This window comes from Hymenobacter nitidus, assembly GCF_020447315.1.
Classification (GTDB): Bacteria; Bacteroidota; Bacteroidia; order Cytophagales; family Hymenobacteraceae; genus Hymenobacter; species Hymenobacter nitidus.
This window is the reverse complement of sequence record NZ_JAJADQ010000001.1, coordinates 442,429-459,200: the sequence shown is the minus strand read 5'-3', so window position 1 is coordinate 459,200 and position 16,772 is coordinate 442,429. Positions and strand designations below refer to the sequence as shown.

At 60.1% G+C, this 16,772-nt stretch carries 12 protein-coding genes; 4 read left to right on the top strand and 8 right to left on the bottom strand.

Annotated elements, in window-relative coordinates:
• Positions 1-69: 69 nt before the first annotated feature.
• The 3 genes from dut to LGH70_RS02010 all read right to left on the bottom strand — a co-directional run bounded on the left by dut (position 70) and on the right by LGH70_RS02010 (position 2,992).
• Positions 70-504 carry a dUTP diphosphatase gene (dut, locus tag LGH70_RS02020; RefSeq protein WP_226182178.1) on the bottom strand — a complete coding sequence of 145 codons (435 nt, stop codon included), beginning with the start codon at positions 502-504 and terminating at the stop codon, positions 70-72.
• Positions 505-620: 116 nt separating this feature from the next.
• Positions 621-2,126 carry a lipopolysaccharide biosynthesis protein gene (locus LGH70_RS02015; RefSeq protein ID WP_226182176.1) on the bottom strand — a complete coding sequence of 502 codons (1,506 nt, stop codon included), beginning with the start codon at positions 2,124-2,126 and terminating at the stop codon, positions 621-623.
• Positions 2,127-2,203: 77 nt separating this feature from the next.
• Positions 2,204-2,992, bottom strand: a complete 789-nt coding sequence (locus tag LGH70_RS02010; protein ID WP_226182174.1) for an enoyl-CoA hydratase/isomerase family protein — start codon at positions 2,990-2,992, stop codon at positions 2,204-2,206.
• A 254-nt stretch (positions 2,993-3,246) separates the two neighbouring features.
• Between LGH70_RS02010 and mscL the strand changes: the two genes are divergently transcribed.
• From mscL to LGH70_RS01995, 3 genes are all read left to right on the top strand, one after another.
• Complete coding sequence (mscL, locus tag LGH70_RS02005) at positions 3,247-3,669, top strand: large conductance mechanosensitive channel protein MscL (RefSeq protein ID WP_226182172.1); 423 nt, start codon at positions 3,247-3,249, stop codon at positions 3,667-3,669.
• Between the two features lie 36 nt (positions 3,670-3,705).
• Complete coding sequence (locus LGH70_RS02000; RefSeq protein ID WP_226182170.1) at positions 3,706-4,683, top strand: DUF3078 domain-containing protein; 978 nt, start codon at positions 3,706-3,708, stop codon at positions 4,681-4,683.
• 108 nt (positions 4,684-4,791) lie between these two features.
• A complete protein-coding gene (locus LGH70_RS01995) occupies positions 4,792-5,220 on the top strand; it encodes a hypothetical protein (RefSeq protein WP_226182168.1) in 429 nt (142 codons plus the stop codon).
• 355 nt (positions 5,221-5,575) lie between these two features.
• On the opposite strand, the gene LGH70_RS01990 is transcribed toward LGH70_RS01995, so the two are convergent.
• The 5 genes from LGH70_RS01990 to LGH70_RS01970 form a co-directional block, all read right to left on the bottom strand.
• Positions 5,576-6,370, bottom strand: coding sequence for a hypothetical protein (locus LGH70_RS01990; RefSeq protein ID WP_226182166.1), 795 nt, complete (start codon positions 6,368-6,370; stop codon positions 5,576-5,578).
• Positions 6,371-6,651: 281 nt separating this feature from the next.
• Entirely contained in the window at positions 6,652-9,792 is a 3,141-nt protein-coding gene (gene infB, locus LGH70_RS01985) for a translation initiation factor IF-2 (RefSeq protein WP_226182164.1), read from the bottom strand.
• A gap of 122 nt (positions 9,793-9,914) precedes the next feature.
• Complete coding sequence (nusA, locus tag LGH70_RS01980; protein ID WP_226182162.1) at positions 9,915-11,210, bottom strand: transcription termination factor NusA; 1,296 nt, start codon at positions 11,208-11,210, stop codon at positions 9,915-9,917.
• A gap of 129 nt (positions 11,211-11,339) precedes the next feature.
• A complete protein-coding gene (gene rimP / locus LGH70_RS01975; protein ID WP_226182160.1) occupies positions 11,340-11,810 on the bottom strand; it encodes a ribosome maturation factor RimP in 471 nt (156 codons plus the stop codon).
• Between the two features lie 188 nt (positions 11,811-11,998).
• Complete coding sequence (locus LGH70_RS01970; RefSeq protein ID WP_226182158.1) at positions 11,999-15,499, bottom strand: DUF7948 domain-containing protein; 3,501 nt, start codon at positions 15,497-15,499, stop codon at positions 11,999-12,001.
• A gap of 108 nt (positions 15,500-15,607) precedes the next feature.
• On the opposite strand from LGH70_RS01970, the gene LGH70_RS01965 reads away from it, so the two are divergent.
• Positions 15,608-16,753 (top strand): endonuclease/exonuclease/phosphatase family protein, encoded by a 1,146-nt coding sequence (locus LGH70_RS01965; RefSeq protein ID WP_226182156.1) that lies wholly within the window; start codon positions 15,608-15,610, stop codon positions 16,751-16,753.
• Positions 16,754-16,772 lie beyond the last annotated feature (19 nt).

Below are 16,772 nucleotides of genomic sequence, written 5' to 3'. Positions count from 1 at the left end.
GAAAAAAAGAAGTTTAGGTAGAAGACTTTAGGTGTGAAAACGTACGTAAAAGCGTCGGTTCAGTAGTATTTATTTCGTGCCGGTGCTGCCGTAGCCGCCCGCGCCCCGCTCGGTTTCGCTGAGCTCGGCTACTTCCTGCCACTGCGCCTTTTCGTGGCGGGCCACCACCAGCTGGGCTATCCGCTCGCCATCCTGCACCACGAATTCCTCGTCGGAGAGGTTGACCAGCAGCACTTGTAGCTCACCGCGGTAGTCGGCGTCGATGGTGCCGGGGCTGTTCACGATGCCAATGCCGTGTTTGTAGGCCAAGCCGCTACGGGGGCGCACCTGCACTTCATAACCCACCGGAATTTCCATGAACAAACCCGTCGGAATCAGGGCGCGTTGCAGGGGCTTCAACGTAATGGCGTCCGTGAGGTTGGCGCGCACGTCCATTCCGGCCGCGTGGGCCGTTTGGTAGGCCGGCAGGGGGTGGTGGGAGCGGTTGATGACGGGAATATGCATGAAGGGCAGAGCAAAGAAGGTTCCGGCGCAAAGATAGCCCGAACCAGATATGAATAAGTTTAAGGAGATTTATTAAGACAAAAAGAGTCTGGCAGAAACTGTTTCGCTGAAGCCGGTCAGGCGCCGGCAAGGGCGCGGCGGGGTTTTTCCACCAGATAAATCAGGGCGACGAACAGCACGCATAGGCCCGCGTGGAAAGCGTGGCGCAGCCAGAAATCGGCGACGGGCACAAACCAGCCCAGGGCCACAATACCGCAGGCCAGCGCCAGCCACAGGCCCAGCCGGGCGGCCGGGTAGGGGACCGGAAAGTGCTTGTCGCCCAGGCGCCAGCACACCAGGGCCATCATGGCGTAGCAGGCCAGGGTGGTCAGGGCGCTGCCTACGTAGCCCAGCACCGGAATCAGCAGGAAGTTGAGCACGATGGTGAGCAGGGCCCCACCGAAGCCGATATAGGTGCCGTAGTAGGTTTTGTCGGTGAGCTTAAACCATACCGACAGGTTCCAGTACACGCCCAGAAACAGGTTAGCCAGCAGCAGAATAGGCACTACGCTCAGCCCTTCGCGGTATTCGGCGCGGTGCAGAAACAGACCGCCGAAAACGTCCACGTTCACGCTCACCACCACGAAAATAACGGCGCAGCTGAGCGTAAACCATTTCAGGACCATAGCAAAGGTGCGAGGAGAGTTCTTGTCGGTGCTTTGGGCAAAGAAAAACGGCTCGGCCGCATAACGAAAAGCCTGCGTGACGAGCTGCATAAAGATGCTGAGCTTGTAGCAGGCCCCGTAGATGCCCACGGCCGTCAGACTGCTTTTGCCCGGGTAGAAGCCTTCGGGCAGCCACAGAGGCAGCAGAATCCGGTCCAGGGTTTCGTTTACCATGCCGGCCAGGCCCATAAGCATAATCGGGTAGGCATACTTCAGCAGGGGCCGCAGCGGCTCCAGGTTCAGGCGGAAGCGGAAGTCGGTCAGCTCGCGGCCCAGTAGCAGCAGGGTAAAGGCGCTGGCCGCCAGGTTGGAAAGAAACACGTAGCCCACGCCCACGCTCGGGTCGTAGAGGCGGCTGACCAGCGGCTGCAGGTCCGGCAGGTACTTGCCGGCCAGCACATCGGGGCAAAAGACAATAAAGAAGATGTTCAGCCCGACGTTCAGCAGAATGTTGGCCATGCGGATAGCGGCAAACTTGCGGGCCTTGTTTTCCAGGCGCAAGCGCGCAAACGGAATAGCCGCCACGGCATCGAGGCCCAGAATCAGGGCAATCCAGACGGCGTAGCGCTCCTGCCCGGGCGGCAGATCGAGCAGGCGCATCAGCGGGCGGGCCAGCAGGGCCATAACGGCCGTCAGCGCCACGCTGCTCAGCAGCAGCAGGGTCATCACCCGGTCGTAGAGCTCACGCCGGTCGGCGCCGGCCCGGTTGGCAAACCGGAAGAAGGTGGTTTCCATGCCGAAGGTGAACACCACGTTCAGAAACGACACGTAGGCATAGAGGCCCGTGACGATGCCGTACTCCGCCGCCGCAAACCGTGCCGTGTAAATCGGGACCAGCAGGTAGGACAACACGCGCCCCACGATGCTGCTGATGCCGTACACGGCCGTTTGGCTGGCTAGCTTTTTTGCTATACTCATCTACTCAGTCAGTAATCAGGCGTGTGGCTCCGGACACGGGCAGTATCCGGAGCCACACGCCTGACTTGGGGGTAAGGTTATTTGCCGGTGAATACGGCCGGGCGCTTCTCCAGGAAGGCGGTAGTGCCCTCGCGGAAATCCTCCGAGGCAAAGCTGTGCCCGAACGAGTTGGCCTCGGTCTGGTAGCCGTTCATTTCCTTGTCATAGTAGGCATTCACGCAGTCGATTACCAGCCCTACGGCCAGCGGCGCCTTGCCCAGAATCTTGCTCATCAGCTGCTGGCAGAAGGGCAGCAACTCGGCCTGCGGCACCACGTGGTTGACCAAGCCCAGGCGCAGAGCCTCATCAGCTTTGATCTGGTCGCCAGTGAGCAGCAGCTCGAGGGCCTTGCCTTTGCCCACCAGCTGGGTCAGGCGCTGGGTGCCGCCGTAGCCCGGAATCAAGCCCAGATTCACTTCCGGCTGGCCGAAGCGGGCATTGTCTGACGCCACGCGCATGTGGCAGGCCATAGCCAGCTCGCAGCCGCCGCCCAGGGCAAAGCCGTTGACGGCGGCAATGACAGGCTTGGTGCTTTCCTCCAGTATGCAGAAGGCTTCCTGGCCCCGCTCGGCGGCGCGGCGCCCACTGATGTCGTTCAGGGCGGCCAGCTCCGAAATATCGGCTCCGGCCACGAAGGCCTTTTCACCGCTGCCGGTCAGGATGATGCCGCGCACCTGCGGGTCGTCGAGGGCCTGCTGGGTGGCTTCCCGGATTTCTTCAATCGTGGCCCCGTTCAGCGCGTTGAGCTTGGAAGGCCGGTTCAGGGTGATGGTCAGGATGCCCGAATCGGTATCGAGCGAGTAGAGTAGGTTTTCGAAAGTAGGCATAGAAAAGAGGCGGGGAAAGAAAGAACAGAGCTGCAAAGATAGGGCAAAACCGTAGCCCCAACTTGCGGCTTACCCCGGCCGGGCTCCCGGAAACAATTTGGAAATGGGTATTTCTGAGAAGCAAAAAACCTTGCTGCTGGTACAGTTGAGCTACCCCGGGCCAAGGGCAACGCGCCGGTTAGGACGAGTATCGTAAAAAATTCATATTTAGCAGCGACAATCACATTCATCTCACTCTTAAACCCGCTACGTAAATGGGCTTTGTATCCGAATTCAAGGAGTTTATTTCCAAGGGAAATGTGCTTGATCTGGCCGTTGGGGTTATCATCGGCGCTTCTTTTGGCAAGATTGTCACGTCGCTGACCGACGACATCATCATGCCTATCATCGGGCTGGCCATCGGCGGCATCGACCTGAAAGAGTGGTTTCTGCCCCTGGACGGCAACAGCTACGCCAGCTTTGAGGCCGCCAAGGCCGCCAAGGTAGCCACCGTAAACTACGGCATGTTCCTGAATGCGCTGATCTACTTTTTCATCATTGCCTTCTGCGTGTTCCTCATCGTGAAGTTTGCCAACCGCTTCAAGAAGCCGCAGGTGGTCGTGGCCGTAGCCGACCCAGCTCCCACCAAAGACCAGTTGCTGCTGGCAGAGATTCGGGATGCCCTGCGCAGCCGCTAAGGGCCTGCCGGGCCGTTGCGCTACTCTCCGTTCTGTATGACATCCTTTTTTCGTTTCTGCTTCCGCCCGCTACACGTCAGCGTGCTAGTGGTGGGCTGTGCCTTGTCGTTGCCCGCGCTGGCCCAAACCTCCGAAAGTAGCGCCGCCGCCCCCGACACTGTGCAGGGCTGGCGCCGCGGCGGCGTAGGAACTCTCAACTTCAGCCAGGTGAGCCTGAGCAACTGGGCGCCGGGGGGCCAAAGCTCCCTGGCGCTGCTGGGCATCGGCAACGCCTTTCTGCACTACCGGCGCGGCCAAAACACGTTCGATACGTCCCTGGATGTTGTGTACGGTAGCCTGAAAGCTGGCAAGGCCCGGATCCGGAAGAGCGACGACCGGCTGGAACTTAATGCCAAATACGGCCGTCAGTTCACCAAAGTGCTGTATTATGCCGCGCAGGCCAACCTCAAAACCCAGCTCACGCCTACCCGAGCCCTGGAGCGGCCCGACTCGCTGCTGTCCCGCTTCTTTGCCCCGGCTTTCATCTTAACGTCCGTGGGCATCGACTACAAGCCCAACGACCAGCTGTCGGTGTTTTTGTCCCCCATCACCGGCAAGTTTACCGTTGTAGCCGACCAAACCCTGGCCGACGCCGGGGCTTTCGGGGTGGAAGCCGCCCGGCGCGGCCCCGATGGGCAACTGGTGCAGGGCACGGGGCAGCGTTTCCGGCAGGAGCTGGGAGCGTACCTGAACGTAAAGTACCGGCGCCCCATCTGGGAAAATATCACATTTCAAAGTAAGTTGGACCTGTTTAGCAACTATCTGCACAACCCCCGCAACATCGATGTGAACTGGGAAACGCTGGTCAGCTTTAAGGTCAACAAATTCATCAGCAGCAGTATTGCCACCACGCTGGTGTACGACGACGATGTTTTGGTCCCCATCGACCAGAATGATGATGGCATTCCGGATAGCCGTGGCCGGCGCATACAGTTCAAGGAAACCCTCGGTATCGGCCTGACTTATAGGTTTTAACCGAATTGAACTATCTTTGCCAGGGGCCGGTTTTCAGGCCGGTACAAATTGGAGCGAAAGTTGCCCCTGGTGGCCACACCCGACTATTTCTTCCTTCTTCCATTCCGCATGAAAAAGCTGATTGCCGCTGTACTGCTGGCTGGTACGAGTCTCGTTGCTTCGCAGGCCCAGGCCCAAACCGTGGAGCCGCGTCCCGATACGCCCGCCGGCTCCCGTAAAGCGTCCCGCAAGGCCTCCGGAGCCGATATTGCCCGCATGCAGCGCCGCATGAGCATGAACCCGGATGAGGCCAAGCGCGACCAGCAGATCGAAGTGCTGGAAGCCCGTTCGGGTGGTACTGCCAACACCAGCTTTGGCCGCGCCTCCGGCCCAGCCCGGCAGTACGAAAAAGGCAAAGCCGGCTTCACGGTGCGCAAGTTCAAGGACAAGCGCGGCACGGCCCAGCAGAAGCGCGGTGTGAGCCGCAAGGCCCCCGGCATCGACCCACCGGGCAAGCCGCTCTCCCACAAGAAAAAGCACCGCTTCCTGTTTTTCTAAGCAGTTCGGCCAGTCAACAAAAAAAGCCCCGTAGCAGCGCTGCGGGGCTTTTTGCATCTTCAACGGCCTCAGGGCCACCGTTCGCCCCCGACGCTGCTGAAGAAGTATCTAAATGGGGTCAAATTGTCGTGGTACCGGTTTACCGGCCCAGTGTAGTCAGGCAAGCTCGACCGTTTATCGACTCGCATTCTACTTCTACGGCTTATTTCGGTTGAGGTAACAGACAACGGCTGAATATGTAGTCTGGGCCTTCTGCGCACGCACCTGGTGCCGAATTCCGCTAGCCACCAGGTAGCGCGGAAAAACAAGGCCGGGCCAAGCGTCAAGGGTTTACCCAGCCTAACTTGTTCTGGCCTTAGAATTTGGCCGATACCCCCAGTTTGAGGTAGTTCATGTCGTAGCCCAGCTCCGTGAAGGCCCCAATGTTGTTGGTGAAGAAATAGCGGGCCCCTACGAATACGCCGGTCGTCAGGTAGGCGGAGCTGGCATTGTAGCCTTTCAGCTCCGGAACGTCATCGTAGTAGCTGTCGCTCCATTTCTGAATGCGTACACCCAGGCTGATACCGCCGTAGGTATCCAGTTTGGCATTTTGCAACACGTTATAGTGGTAAGTGCCGCGGGCCGACACGATAATATTCGTCCACTTTGATTTGTAGGATGAGCCTGGGTAATCGTAATGGTAGGCTTTGTAGCCCACCAGGCCACCGATGCCGATAGTGCCCGGGCCAACGCCCTCCACGATGCCGCGTTCCACCGACAAACTCATGGCCGGTGTCGATTTAATCGTGCCGTAGTAACCGTAGCCCAGGCCCACTCCAATGCCGAGGTTGGCTACTGTGCTGCCCTTCTGGAAAAGCTCGCCGGCGGCATTGGTGCTGGCAGTGCTCTTCTCCTTTATCGGAGCCGGAGCTGTTTCAGGAGCCGGGGCTGGTGCCGCCGGAGCCGGAGTTGGCTTCACGGTGGCGGCTGCTTTGGGCGCGGGTTTGGTAGTGGGCTTAGCGGCAGGAACCGTTTTTGCCGTTGCTACTCGGGCTGTCGGGGCCGCACCGGGGCTGGCTGGTTTCACTGGCCGGGCAGGAGCTTTGGTCTGGGCTACGGCTGCGGCGCTGGTGCAGGCTGCTAAGAGAAGAGTGGTAACAAAGGTTTTCATAGTACTTGAGGGTTGGTAGTCAGCAAGGGTTTAAGTCAGTGCAATTATTTCCTGAACTGATGCAAAATTATAGCGCTACCGCTCTTGCGTCAATAACATGATGATGTGACTGGAGTCGTATATCGTTGAATGTTAAATAATTGACTTAGTAGTAATGCCGTTTATTCGTGCGGATTCGGTACAAACCAGGTACAGATCTGTAAGGCGTAAATGGCCGTAAAAGCAAAATGCCCCGACTGTTTCCAGCCGGGGCATTTCCCATTAGATATTGTAATCTGGGATTACAGCGTCCGTTTAACCTCTTTTTCCTCGAAGCCTTCAATGTTGTCGCCTTCGCGCAAGTCATTGAAGCCTTTGATGGAGATACCGCACTCGTAGCCCTGGCGTACTTCCGACACATCGTCTTTGTAACGCTTCAGCGCCGAAATCTCGCCGGAGTGTACCACGATACCGTCGCGCACCAACCGTACCTTAGTATTGCGGGTGAAGGAGCCTTCCGTTACCATACAGCCGGCAATGCTGCCCACTTTGGTAATGTTGAACACCTGCCGCACCTCGGCGTTGGCTACCACTACTTCCTGCACCGTTGGGGCCAGCATGCCTTCCATGGCATCCTTCACCTCATTGATGGCGTTGTAGATGATAGAGTAGAGACGAATGTCGATCTGCTCGTTGTCGGCCAGCTTACGGGCACTCTGCGAGGGCCGCACCTGGAAGCCAATAATGATGGCGTCGGAGGCCGAAGCCAGCAGAACGTCCGATTCGGAGATGGCACCCACGCCTTTCGACAGGATGTTCACCTTTACTTCCGGCGTCGAGAGCTTCAGCAGCGAGTCGGAGAGTGCTTCTACCGAACCGTCCACGTCACCTTTCACAATAACGTTGAGCTCTTTGAACGAGCCGATTGCCAGACGGCGACCAATCTCGTCGAGAGTGATGTGCTTCTTGGTCCGCATGCTCTGCTCACGCGAGAGCTGCTGACGCTGGGTGGCCAGTTCCCGAGCTTCACGCTCGGTTTCCATCACTTGAATTTTGTCACCGGCCTGTGGAGCGCCCGTCAGACCAAGCACCTGCACCGGAGTAGCCGGGCCGGCCTGCTTCATCTTCTTGCCACGGTGGTCGGTCATAGCCTTCACACGTCCGTAGTGCGGACCTGCCAATACGATGTCGCCCACTTTCAGGGTACCGGTTTGCACCAGCACGGTCGTTACGTAGCCCCGGCCTTTGTCCAGCATGGCTTCGATAACGGTACCTACGGCGTTGCGGTCGGGGTTAGCCGTCAGCTCAAGCAATTCAGCTTCCAGCAGTACCTTCTCCAGCAGGTCGTCGATACCCAGGCCCGTCTTGGCCGATACCTCCTGCGACTGGTACTTACCACCCCAGTCTTCGACCAGAATATTCATCTGCGACAGCTCCTCCCGGATTTTCTCCGAGTTGGCGCCGGGCTTATCAATCTTGTTCATCGCAATAACGATGGGTACCCCCGCCGCTTGCGCGTGGTTGATGGCTTCCCGCGTCTGTGGCATTACCGAGTCGTCGGCAGCTACTACAATGATGGCAATGTCGGTGACCTTGGCACCACGGGCACGCATAGCCGTAAAGGCTTCGTGACCGGGAGTATCTAGGAAGGTGACGCGCTTGCCCGATTTGGTCATTACGTCGTAGGCACCGATGTGCTGGGTGATGCCACCGGCTTCACCCTTGGCTACACTGGCATTCCGGATGTAGTCAAGCAGCGAGGTTTTGCCGTGGTCGACGTGACCCATGATGGTCACGATAGGAGCACGTGGCAACAGATCCTCGGGGTTGTCTTCAATAGTCGTGTCGCTTTCCTCTTCCTCCGCCGACAGGAACTCTACGTCGTAGCCAAACTCGTCGGCTACCACCGTAATGGCTTCCGCATCAAGTCGCTGGTTGATGGAAACGAACATACCCATGTTCAGGCACACCTTGATTACCTCGTTCACCGATACGTCCATCAAGGAAGCCAGGTCATTGGCGGAGATGAACTCGGTTACTTTGAGCGTCTTGGCGTCCAGTTCGTTCTGCGCGCGCTGGGCCTCACGGTCCTCGGCGCCACCGGCCCGCTTGTCGCGACGGTACTTAGCACGGTTGTTCTGGTTGCCACCACGGCCGCCGCTGAGCTTAGCCAGCGTAGCCTTGATCTGCTCCTGAATCTGCTTGTCGTTCTGCTCGGGCGTGTTCGCCACGGCAGCCGGACGAGGAGCATTCTGGCCGGGGCCACCGGGGCGCTGACCAGGGCCGCCGGGCCGCTGGCCGGGACCACCACCGGGCCGCTGACCGGGGCCACCCGCCGGGCGGTTGCCCTGGTAGCCGCCACCCTGGCCGGTATTCGTATTCTGACCGCTCTGGCCACCCTGTCCCGTAGTGGGAGCACCGGGAGCCGGCATGCGGGCACGTTTCTTTTTGTTATCGGTGCCGAGGCCGCTCTTGCGAACATCGGACGAGGCCACGGGACGAGCACCACGGCCCCCACGACGAGAAGAGTCGAGTGGTAGCTCAATTTTGCCCAGAACCGTGAGGCCTTTCAGCTGGTCGGCTTTGGCGACAATGGTTCCACCTTCTTCCGTCTGCTGGTCAGCAGCTGGCTCCGAAGTCGGAGCGCTAGCAACTGGAGCAGGCTGAGGAGCTGGGGCCGGAGTAGCGGGAGCCGCAGCTACGGGCGCTGGGGCCGCTACCGGAGCCGGAGTCAGAGCAGGCTGAGGCGCTGGGGCCGCTTCCGCTTTAGGCTCTGGCTTGGCCTCGGCAACTGGGGCGGGAGCAACAGGAGCCGGGGCGGGCTGCGGCGCGGGAGCAGCAGGCTTCACTTCCGCTACCGGAGCGGGAGTAGGAGCAGGTGCTGGGGCCGCAACGGAAGCCGGAGCTGGCTGCGGAGCAGCAGCAGCCGGGCGTGGCGGCACGGGCCGACCCTTAGAGTCCAGCTCGATTTTGCCCAATACTTTCAGGCCGGGCACTTTGGGGGCCTCAGTTTCGGTCGGAGCTGTAGCAGCTGGGGCGGGAGCCGCTACCGGAGCAGTGGGCTTCGCCTCTGCCACCGGGGCCGGCTGGGGAGCCGGAGCGGGAGCAATGGGCTTGGCCTCTTCAACGGGCTTGGGCGCTGGTGCCGGAGTGGGCACAGCGGGGCTCGATGCTTTGGGCGCAACAGGTTCCGGCCGGGGAGCTGGAGCCGCTTCCTGCTCAGTCTGGCGCTTGGCCTGGCTGAGCTTGGTCGCCTCCATTTTGTCTTGCGCCGAGGACGCAAACTCCTTCTCCAGCAAGCCTACCTGTTCGGCAGTCAGCTTCGTGGTAGGTTTATTTTCTACCTGATGTCCTTTCTTGGCCAAAGTCTCAACGACTGTGCCCATTCCAATATTCAGGTCTTTGGCTGCCTGCTGGAGCCGTTTAGGTGCTGCTTCCGCCATTCTATGCTCGCGAACGATACTCGTATTCAGATGCAAAGGTACTACATTAAATCTTGCCAGCCGACGCCAAATCACGCCAACTAGCGTGATTTAACGTCCTTGCTGTACCGGCCGCCGCGCATTCATTGCGCGTCGCCGGAATTTGGTGCTTCTTCTTCTGTTTCGGCCGTGTCCTCGTTATCGTCGAATTCGTTGCGGATGATGCGGAAAACGTCCTCTACGGTTACGTCCTCCAGCTCCGTGCGCCGCACGATATCTTCTTTGCTAACAGCCAGTACGGCCCGGCCAGTGTCGAGGCCGATTTTCTTCAGCTCATCGATAACCCAGCCTTCGATTTCGTCCTTGAACTCGTCGAGGGCAATATCTTCGTCGTAGTCGCCGGCTTCGCGGAACACGTCGATTTCCATCCCTACCAACCGGCTTGCCAGCTTGATGTTGGCACCGCCGCGGCCGATGGCCAGACTAACTTGGTCCGGCTTTAAGAACACCGATACGCGCCCGGTTTGTTCATTAATCCGCATCGAGCCAATCTTGGCCGGCGACAAAGCCCGCTGGATATACAACTCCAGGTTGTCGGTGTAGTTGATGACGTCGATGTTCTCGTTTTCCAGTTCACGCACCACGGCGTGAATCCGGGAGCCTTTCATACCAACGCAGGCGCCTACGGGGTCAATCCGGTCGTCGTAGCTTTCAACGGCTACTTTGGCCCGCTCGCCCGGCTCGCGCACGATGTTCTTGATGGTAATCAGGCCATCGTAGATTTCGGGTACTTCCAGCTCGAACAGCCGCTCCAGGAAAGCCGGGGCCGCGCGCGAAAGGATGATTTTTGGCGTACCGTTGATGATTTCCACCCGGTGTACCACAGCGCGCACGGTGTCGCCCTTGCGGTAGCGGTCCTTCGGGATCTGCTCGGCCTTGGGCAGCACCAGCTCGTTTTCCTCTTTGTCGAGAATCAGGGCCTCGCGGCTCCACACCTGGTATACTTCCCCGGTCACGATTTCGCCCACCTGGTCTTTGTAGGCCTGGTAGAGATTGTCGCGCTCCAGGTCTTTCACCCGTTGAATCAGCGTCTGGCGGGCCATGAGCACGGCCCGGCGACCGAAGTCCTCGAGCTTTACCTCCTCGGCTACCTGCTCACCTACTTCAAAGTCAGCCTCGATTTTCTGGGCTTCGGCCAGCGGAATCTTGTCGAAATCCCAGATGTCTTCGGAGTCGTCATCCACGATTTCGCGGTTGCGCCAAATCTCTAGGTCACCTTTGTCCACGTTGATGATGACGTCAAAGTTCTCATCCGTCGTGTACTTCTTCCGGATCATCGTGCGAAACACGTCTTCCAGAATACTCATCATCGTGGGACGGTCGATGTTCTTGGAGCGGGCGAACTCGGCGAACGATTCTATCAGGACGTTGCTGTTCATGGGGTTAAGCTATTAACTGTTGAGCGGTCGGGGTGGTTTGACGCATTCCCGGGCCGCAACAGCTTACGGTTTAGATGAATTTCAGAACGAAAGCCCAACGCCGGCGGCCTCGGGCTAACTGCTTTAGCTTTATTTAAAGGAAATCACAACCCGGGCTTCCTGAATATCCGCGAAGGGCACCAGAACGGCCGGCAGTACTTTCTTTTTGTTTTTCTCCTTGATTTCCTCGGCCAGCTGAATGCCTTCAGCTTCCACGGCTTCCAGAGCCCCGGTTTTCTCGGTGCCGTCCTGCAGCTTCAGGCTCAGGGTGCGGCCTACGTGGCGCGTATACTGGCGCTGGTCGGTAAAGGGCTGGTCGGCGCCGGGCGAGGTTACTTCCAGCGTGTAGCTGGCTTCTTCGCCGTAGGCCTCGTCCATGCGCCGGGCCAGCCGCCGGCTGACTTTGGCGCACTCGTCGATACCGAAGCCCTGCTCACTGTCGAGAATGACCGTAATCTTGGGCCGGATGGCATCCGAAACGGTCAGGGCGACGACGAATAGCTCGGGGCCGGGAAGGCTGTCCTGGAGCATTTCGGCAATTTGGTCGCGGTCAAATTTCATCGGGAGAGGTAGGGGACAAAAGAAAGAGGGGACTGTGTGTCCCCTCTTCTCTAGTCAGTTTGCTGGTGCAAAGATAGATGGAAAAAATGCCGAAAGCAAGCCAGCAGCCGGGGTAGCCAAATAGGTGGTCGGCAGCGGAGCCGCCCGCCCAGGGGCGTTACGCTTGGGCTCTTGCCGGGGCGGGGTGGCTAACGCTTTATTTCCACCCAGCCTTTGGCCGTGCGGCCTTCCAGGTCGCGTAGGAAATAGTAGTAGACGCCGTCGGGCAGGTTCTCGCCCCGCCAGTCGTTGCGGTAGCTGCTGGTTTCGTACAGCTTGCTGCCCCAGCGGTTGAATATCTGCAGGGAAGCGGGCTGGCAGCTGAAGCGGGGCACAAACTGCTCGTTCAGATTCTCTGGGTCGTTGTTGGGCGTAATGATATTGGGAATGAATACGTCGCCCACATACACGGGCGCAAACTGCGTGACTACCACGCAGTCGGCGTAGCGGGCCGTGAGCTTCACCTCGTACTGGCCCGGCTTGGCGTACAGGTGCGAGGGATTGGCCAGCGTGGAGGTGGCCCCGTCGCCGAAGCTCCACAGGTGGCTGCCCCCGGCTAAGATCGGCTCGAATGTGCAGGTGAAGGGGGCTAGGCCGGTGTATTGCGGCGCCGCGGTGCAGGCCGGCACGTTGAGGGCCACGTTGGTGCCCGGCGAAGGAGCCAGCACGATGGTGCGGGTATCGGCGGTGCTGCAGGCGTTGTCGGAGAAAGAATAGGTGAGCGTGAGAACAGCGCCGCGGTTGTTGGTATTGGGCGGCGTAAACAGACCCGTGGCGCTGACCCCAGGCCCACTCCAGGTGCCCCCGGCCGGCGTGGCTCCCGTGAGTTGCAGGGCATCCAGCTGGTAGGAGCACAGCGTAATATCGGGGCCGGCTTCTACCGGGCGCACCGGGTCGACGACGACCGTGCGGGTAACCGAGCCACAGCGCGTGCTGTCGCTGAAGGAGTAGGTAAGCGTGTGCGTGCCGGCTTTGGCCAGGGCCGGCGAGAATGTATTGCCGCTGACCCCGGGCCCACTAAAGACGCCGCCGGCTGGGCTGGCCGTCAGGGGTAGCGGGGTGGTGCGCGCCACACACTCGGTAGGCACGGGGGCAAAGGTGGGCGCCAGCTCGGGCGTCACGGTCATGCGCAGCGCCCGGGTACTGACGCAGGTGCCGGTGGAGGCCACTGAATACGTCAGAATACTGGTGCCCATTACCGCCGCCGAAGGGGTGAACTGGTAGCCCCCGCCCGGCAGGGCCGATACGCCGGGCCCCGTCCAGGTGCCGCCAGCGGGGCTGCCGCCCAGGGTAATAGCCGCGGCGCTGACGCACACGAAGCGGTTTGGCCCCACATCGGCGAGGCGCACGCCAAAGTCAATCTTAAACGCGGCGTTATTGCAGTTGCTACTGTTGTTGCTGGTGGAGAAGCTGGCCCCGGGCAGCGTGGGAAAGCCCGAACTGGCGGCATTGAACCCGCCACGGCAGCCCCCACACACGGCTTGGTACACCAGGCCCCGCTTATCAAAGCGCGAAGTGCCCCCGTCGACGTGCTCCGCCCGGCCGCCCTGCTCCCCGAAAAAGGTAGCATATTCCAACCCCTGCATGCCGGGCGTAAACTGGGCCAGATAGAAGTCGGAGCCGTCGGTAGTGGGCTGGATGGCGTTGGCCGTCACGGGTAGCCCGGCCGTGCCGCCGCCGGCATAGGTGCCATTGGTGGTGCCGCCCCAGCCGCACACGTAAATTCGCTCACAGTCGTCCACCAGAAAAGCGGTAGGCGACAACACCGAGTTGATATTCGGATTAGTACTGCCAAAGCGGGTAGAGTACAAACCCTGACTCAGGGTCGGGTCTAGCTTCTGGATAAACTGATGGCCGTTAGCGGCAGAGTATAAGCCGGTGGTAATGGGATAGGCTCCATCGGTCTGGCCCAGGACGTAGACATTGGCTGCGGCGTCGAGCTGCACGAAGTAGGCCTGGTCGTAGGCCGGAGTGCCCAGGTAGGTGGCCTGCTCCAGCCGGGTACCATCGGCGCGGAGGTGGGCCACAAACCCGTCGGGCTCTTTGGTAGGCCGCTGAGGACGGTAGCTGCCCGCCGTGGTAGGAAAGTTGGTGCTGGTTGTGCCCCCGCTCACGTACACGTCGCGCTGGGCATCGAGCTGAATGGAGTAGGCCGCCTCGGCAGCGGAGCCGCCCAGGTAAGTGCTCCAGAGCAGAGTTTTCAAATCGGAGCTTAGCTTGCACACTACTGCATCGAAGCCGCCTGCATTCTGGCTTTGGATGCCGGCAGCCGAAGCCTGGGGGAAATCGAGGCTGGTGGTTGTCGAAGCCAGGTAGATGTTGCCGCTGCCATCGGTGATGATGTCACCCCGGAACTGGTCGCCGTAGTTATGCATCAGGGCGCCGGCAGAGAGCAGCACCAGTCCATCGGTGCTGGTGCCGCCCAGAAAGGTAGAGGCAAGCAGCCGGGAGCCGTCGGCACTAAGCTTGCTGATGAGCAGGTCGCTGCCCCGGCTGTAGCGCAGGCCATTCAGGTTTGAGATTTTCGGACCGCCATTAAAGGAGGCATCGTAGGCTCCTGAGGTAGTGGGGTAGTTGATGGAACTGGTGGAGCCCAGCACTACCAGTTCGCCAGCCGAGTTGACCACCAGGCTGTGCGGGGCTTCGGTGGAGTCGCCGCCCAGATAGGTGGCGTAGAGGCGGGAGGCCGTGCCGGTAGCAGCCGTGTTGTATTTGATGATGGCAATATCCCAGATGCCGTTGAAGGAAACATCGTAAGCGCCGGGACTTACCGGGAAGCTCAGCTCTTTTATAATACCACCCGAGTACATGTTGCCCTGCTGGTCGTAGGTGGCCGTGAAGCCCCAGTTGTCGCCGGTAGCACCCGTAAACGAGGAAAATACCACCGTAGGGTCGATAACCAGCGGTAGCTTGGCATTGTACTTCCCCAGCCGAAACGACACCACGTTGTTTTTCAGCGCATACTCGCAGCTGACCGGCACGCGCGTGTCGCCGTCCTGCTGCCAGGCCCGGGGTGCCAGCTCCGTCACGGTACCCACCGAGGTCTGAATCTGGAGCTGGCCTTGCTCCAGGCGGAGCTGGTCGGCGCCGGTGTAGCGCAGTCGGATCTGGGCCGGGTTGGCCCCGGGCTGCAGTTGAAAGTCGTATTCCAGCCGGGCACTGCTGTTTTCGTAGAGCTGGGCGCTGATGCCGGCATAAATATTCTCGTAGCGCACCCGGTGAAAAGCCTGCACGCCGCTGGCCCAATGGCTGGCGTCAGAGCCCCGGAAGTAGTTGCGCTTGTCGGCAGTAGCTTCCGTTGGCGCAAATGTGGGCTTAGGATTGCCGCCGTCAAACGTGACGGAATACGCGTGGGCCCGCACCCGGTTGGCCACGGCGTGGTGGTCCTGGGGTTCATCCAGGGCCTTGGGGTCAACGAAGGCGTAAATGAAGCCCCGGCTTTCGAGGTACATCCGGCCGCCGGGAACCTCGGCCTGGTAGCGCACTCGGCTGTTCCACTGGCCTTTATTTTCGACGAATTCCAGCGTTTTCTCGGGCGCCGCGTGCACCGGCTGCGTCGGCTGGGCCAGGCTGCGGCTGCCCCAAAAGATAGTCAGCAGCAACAGGATAGCGCGGGTAGTACTATAGGAAGCAGTAGAGAGTAGTTGCATAGCGAAAGATACGCGCAAAAAGTCAGGCTTTTGAGTCCGTAGCGCACCTATACTGCGGATGCGGCCGTAACCTATACCTTTGCCTTACCCCGCTTAGGGTTTTCGATTGTGCGCCGTTCCTTTGCCTTTAAATGTACCCTGCTCGTCATTGCCTGGCTTCTGCTGGCCATTGCCTGCGTGCAGATTCCGTCCCGCCTGTTCTGGCCGGCGTCTTTCGGGGCCCTCACGCTGCCGCTGGCCCTGGGCCTGAATCTGGCGGCCGTAGTGTACTGGCTGCTGCGCAACTGGCGCGTGGCCGTGCTGCCCGCCGCGGTGGCCTTCCTCACCTGGCCCCACTTTCAGCGCGGGCTGGCCGTGCACCCGTTGCGGCAGGCGCCCACAGCCGAAGTCGGCGGGCAGCCCGTGCGGCTGCTCAGTGCCAACGTGCGCATCTTCAACGTGTATGCGCAGCTGCGCGACAAGGATTCGGGCTCTTCCCGCAAGTTTATTCAGTGGCTGGCCGAGCATCCGGCCGATATTCTGTGCCTGCAGGAGTTCTACAACGAGCCGGCCGGCTCGCGCACCCGTGAGGGCAGCCTGTTTCGCAGCACCGATAAAATCGGGGTCAAGGCCGGGCGGCAGGCTTTCGTGTCCAAAACTCTGACCAACTGGGCCGGCTCGGAGTTCGGCATGGCCATCTTTTCGCGCTTTCCTATCGTGAATCGCGGCACCATTTCCTTCGACAAGCTCACCCAGAACCACGCCATGTTCGCGGATCTGCGCCTGCCCTCGGGCGACACGATACGGGTCTACAATTTTCACCTGCAAAGCATGAGCATGGATGAGAAGGACATCGTGGACAGCTACTCCAGCAAGGAGGGCCTGAAACGGAAAGGGCTGGGCCTGATGCGCCGCTTCAAGCGCGGCCTGGTGGCCCGCAGCGTGCAGATTGATACGCTGGTGCGCCGCTTCGAACGCTGCCGCTACCCCATGCTGCTCTGCGCCGACCTGAACGACTTGCCCTACAGCTACAGCTACGACCAGCTGGCCGACCATTTCCAGAACGCCTGGGCCACGGTGGGCAACGGTGTGGGCGCTACTTACAACGGGGCGCTGCCGTTCGTGCGCATCGACAACCAGTTTGCCAGCCCGCAGTGGCAAATCGGTGACTTTGAGGTACACTACGACATTCCTTACTCCGACCATTTCCCGACTTCGGCCACCTATTGGCTGCCGGCCGCGCCAGCAGCCACCGTTCAGGCCGGCACACTCTAGCCGGATATACTCCCAATGG

Coding starts and splice junctions, on each gene's coding strand:
- LGH70_RS02015 (WP_226182176.1), bottom strand. CDS start 2,126: ATGAGTATAGCAAAAAAGCTAGCCAGCCAAACGGCCGTGTACGGCATC.
- LGH70_RS02010 (WP_226182174.1), bottom strand. CDS start 2,992: ATGCCTACTTTCGAAAACCTACTCTACTCGCTCGATACCGATTCGGGC.
- LGH70_RS01970 (WP_226182158.1), bottom strand. CDS start 15,499: ATGCAACTACTCTCTACTGCTTCCTATAGTACTACCCGCGCTATCCTG.
- dut (WP_226182178.1), bottom strand. CDS start 504: ATGCATATTCCCGTCATCAACCGCTCCCACCACCCCCTGCCGGCCTAC.
- mscL (WP_226182172.1), top strand. CDS start 3,247: ATGGGCTTTGTATCCGAATTCAAGGAGTTTATTTCCAAGGGAAATGTG.
- LGH70_RS01990 (WP_226182166.1), bottom strand. CDS start 6,370: ATGAAAACCTTTGTTACCACTCTTCTCTTAGCAGCCTGCACCAGCGCC.
- infB (WP_226182164.1), bottom strand. CDS start 9,792: ATGGCGGAAGCAGCACCTAAACGGCTCCAGCAGGCAGCCAAAGACCTG.
- LGH70_RS02000 (WP_226182170.1), top strand. CDS start 3,706: ATGACATCCTTTTTTCGTTTCTGCTTCCGCCCGCTACACGTCAGCGTG.
- rimP (WP_226182160.1), bottom strand. CDS start 11,810: ATGAAATTTGACCGCGACCAAATTGCCGAAATGCTCCAGGACAGCCTT.
- nusA (WP_226182162.1), bottom strand. CDS start 11,210: ATGAACAGCAACGTCCTGATAGAATCGTTCGCCGAGTTCGCCCGCTCC.
- LGH70_RS01995 (WP_226182168.1), top strand. CDS start 4,792: ATGAAAAAGCTGATTGCCGCTGTACTGCTGGCTGGTACGAGTCTCGTT.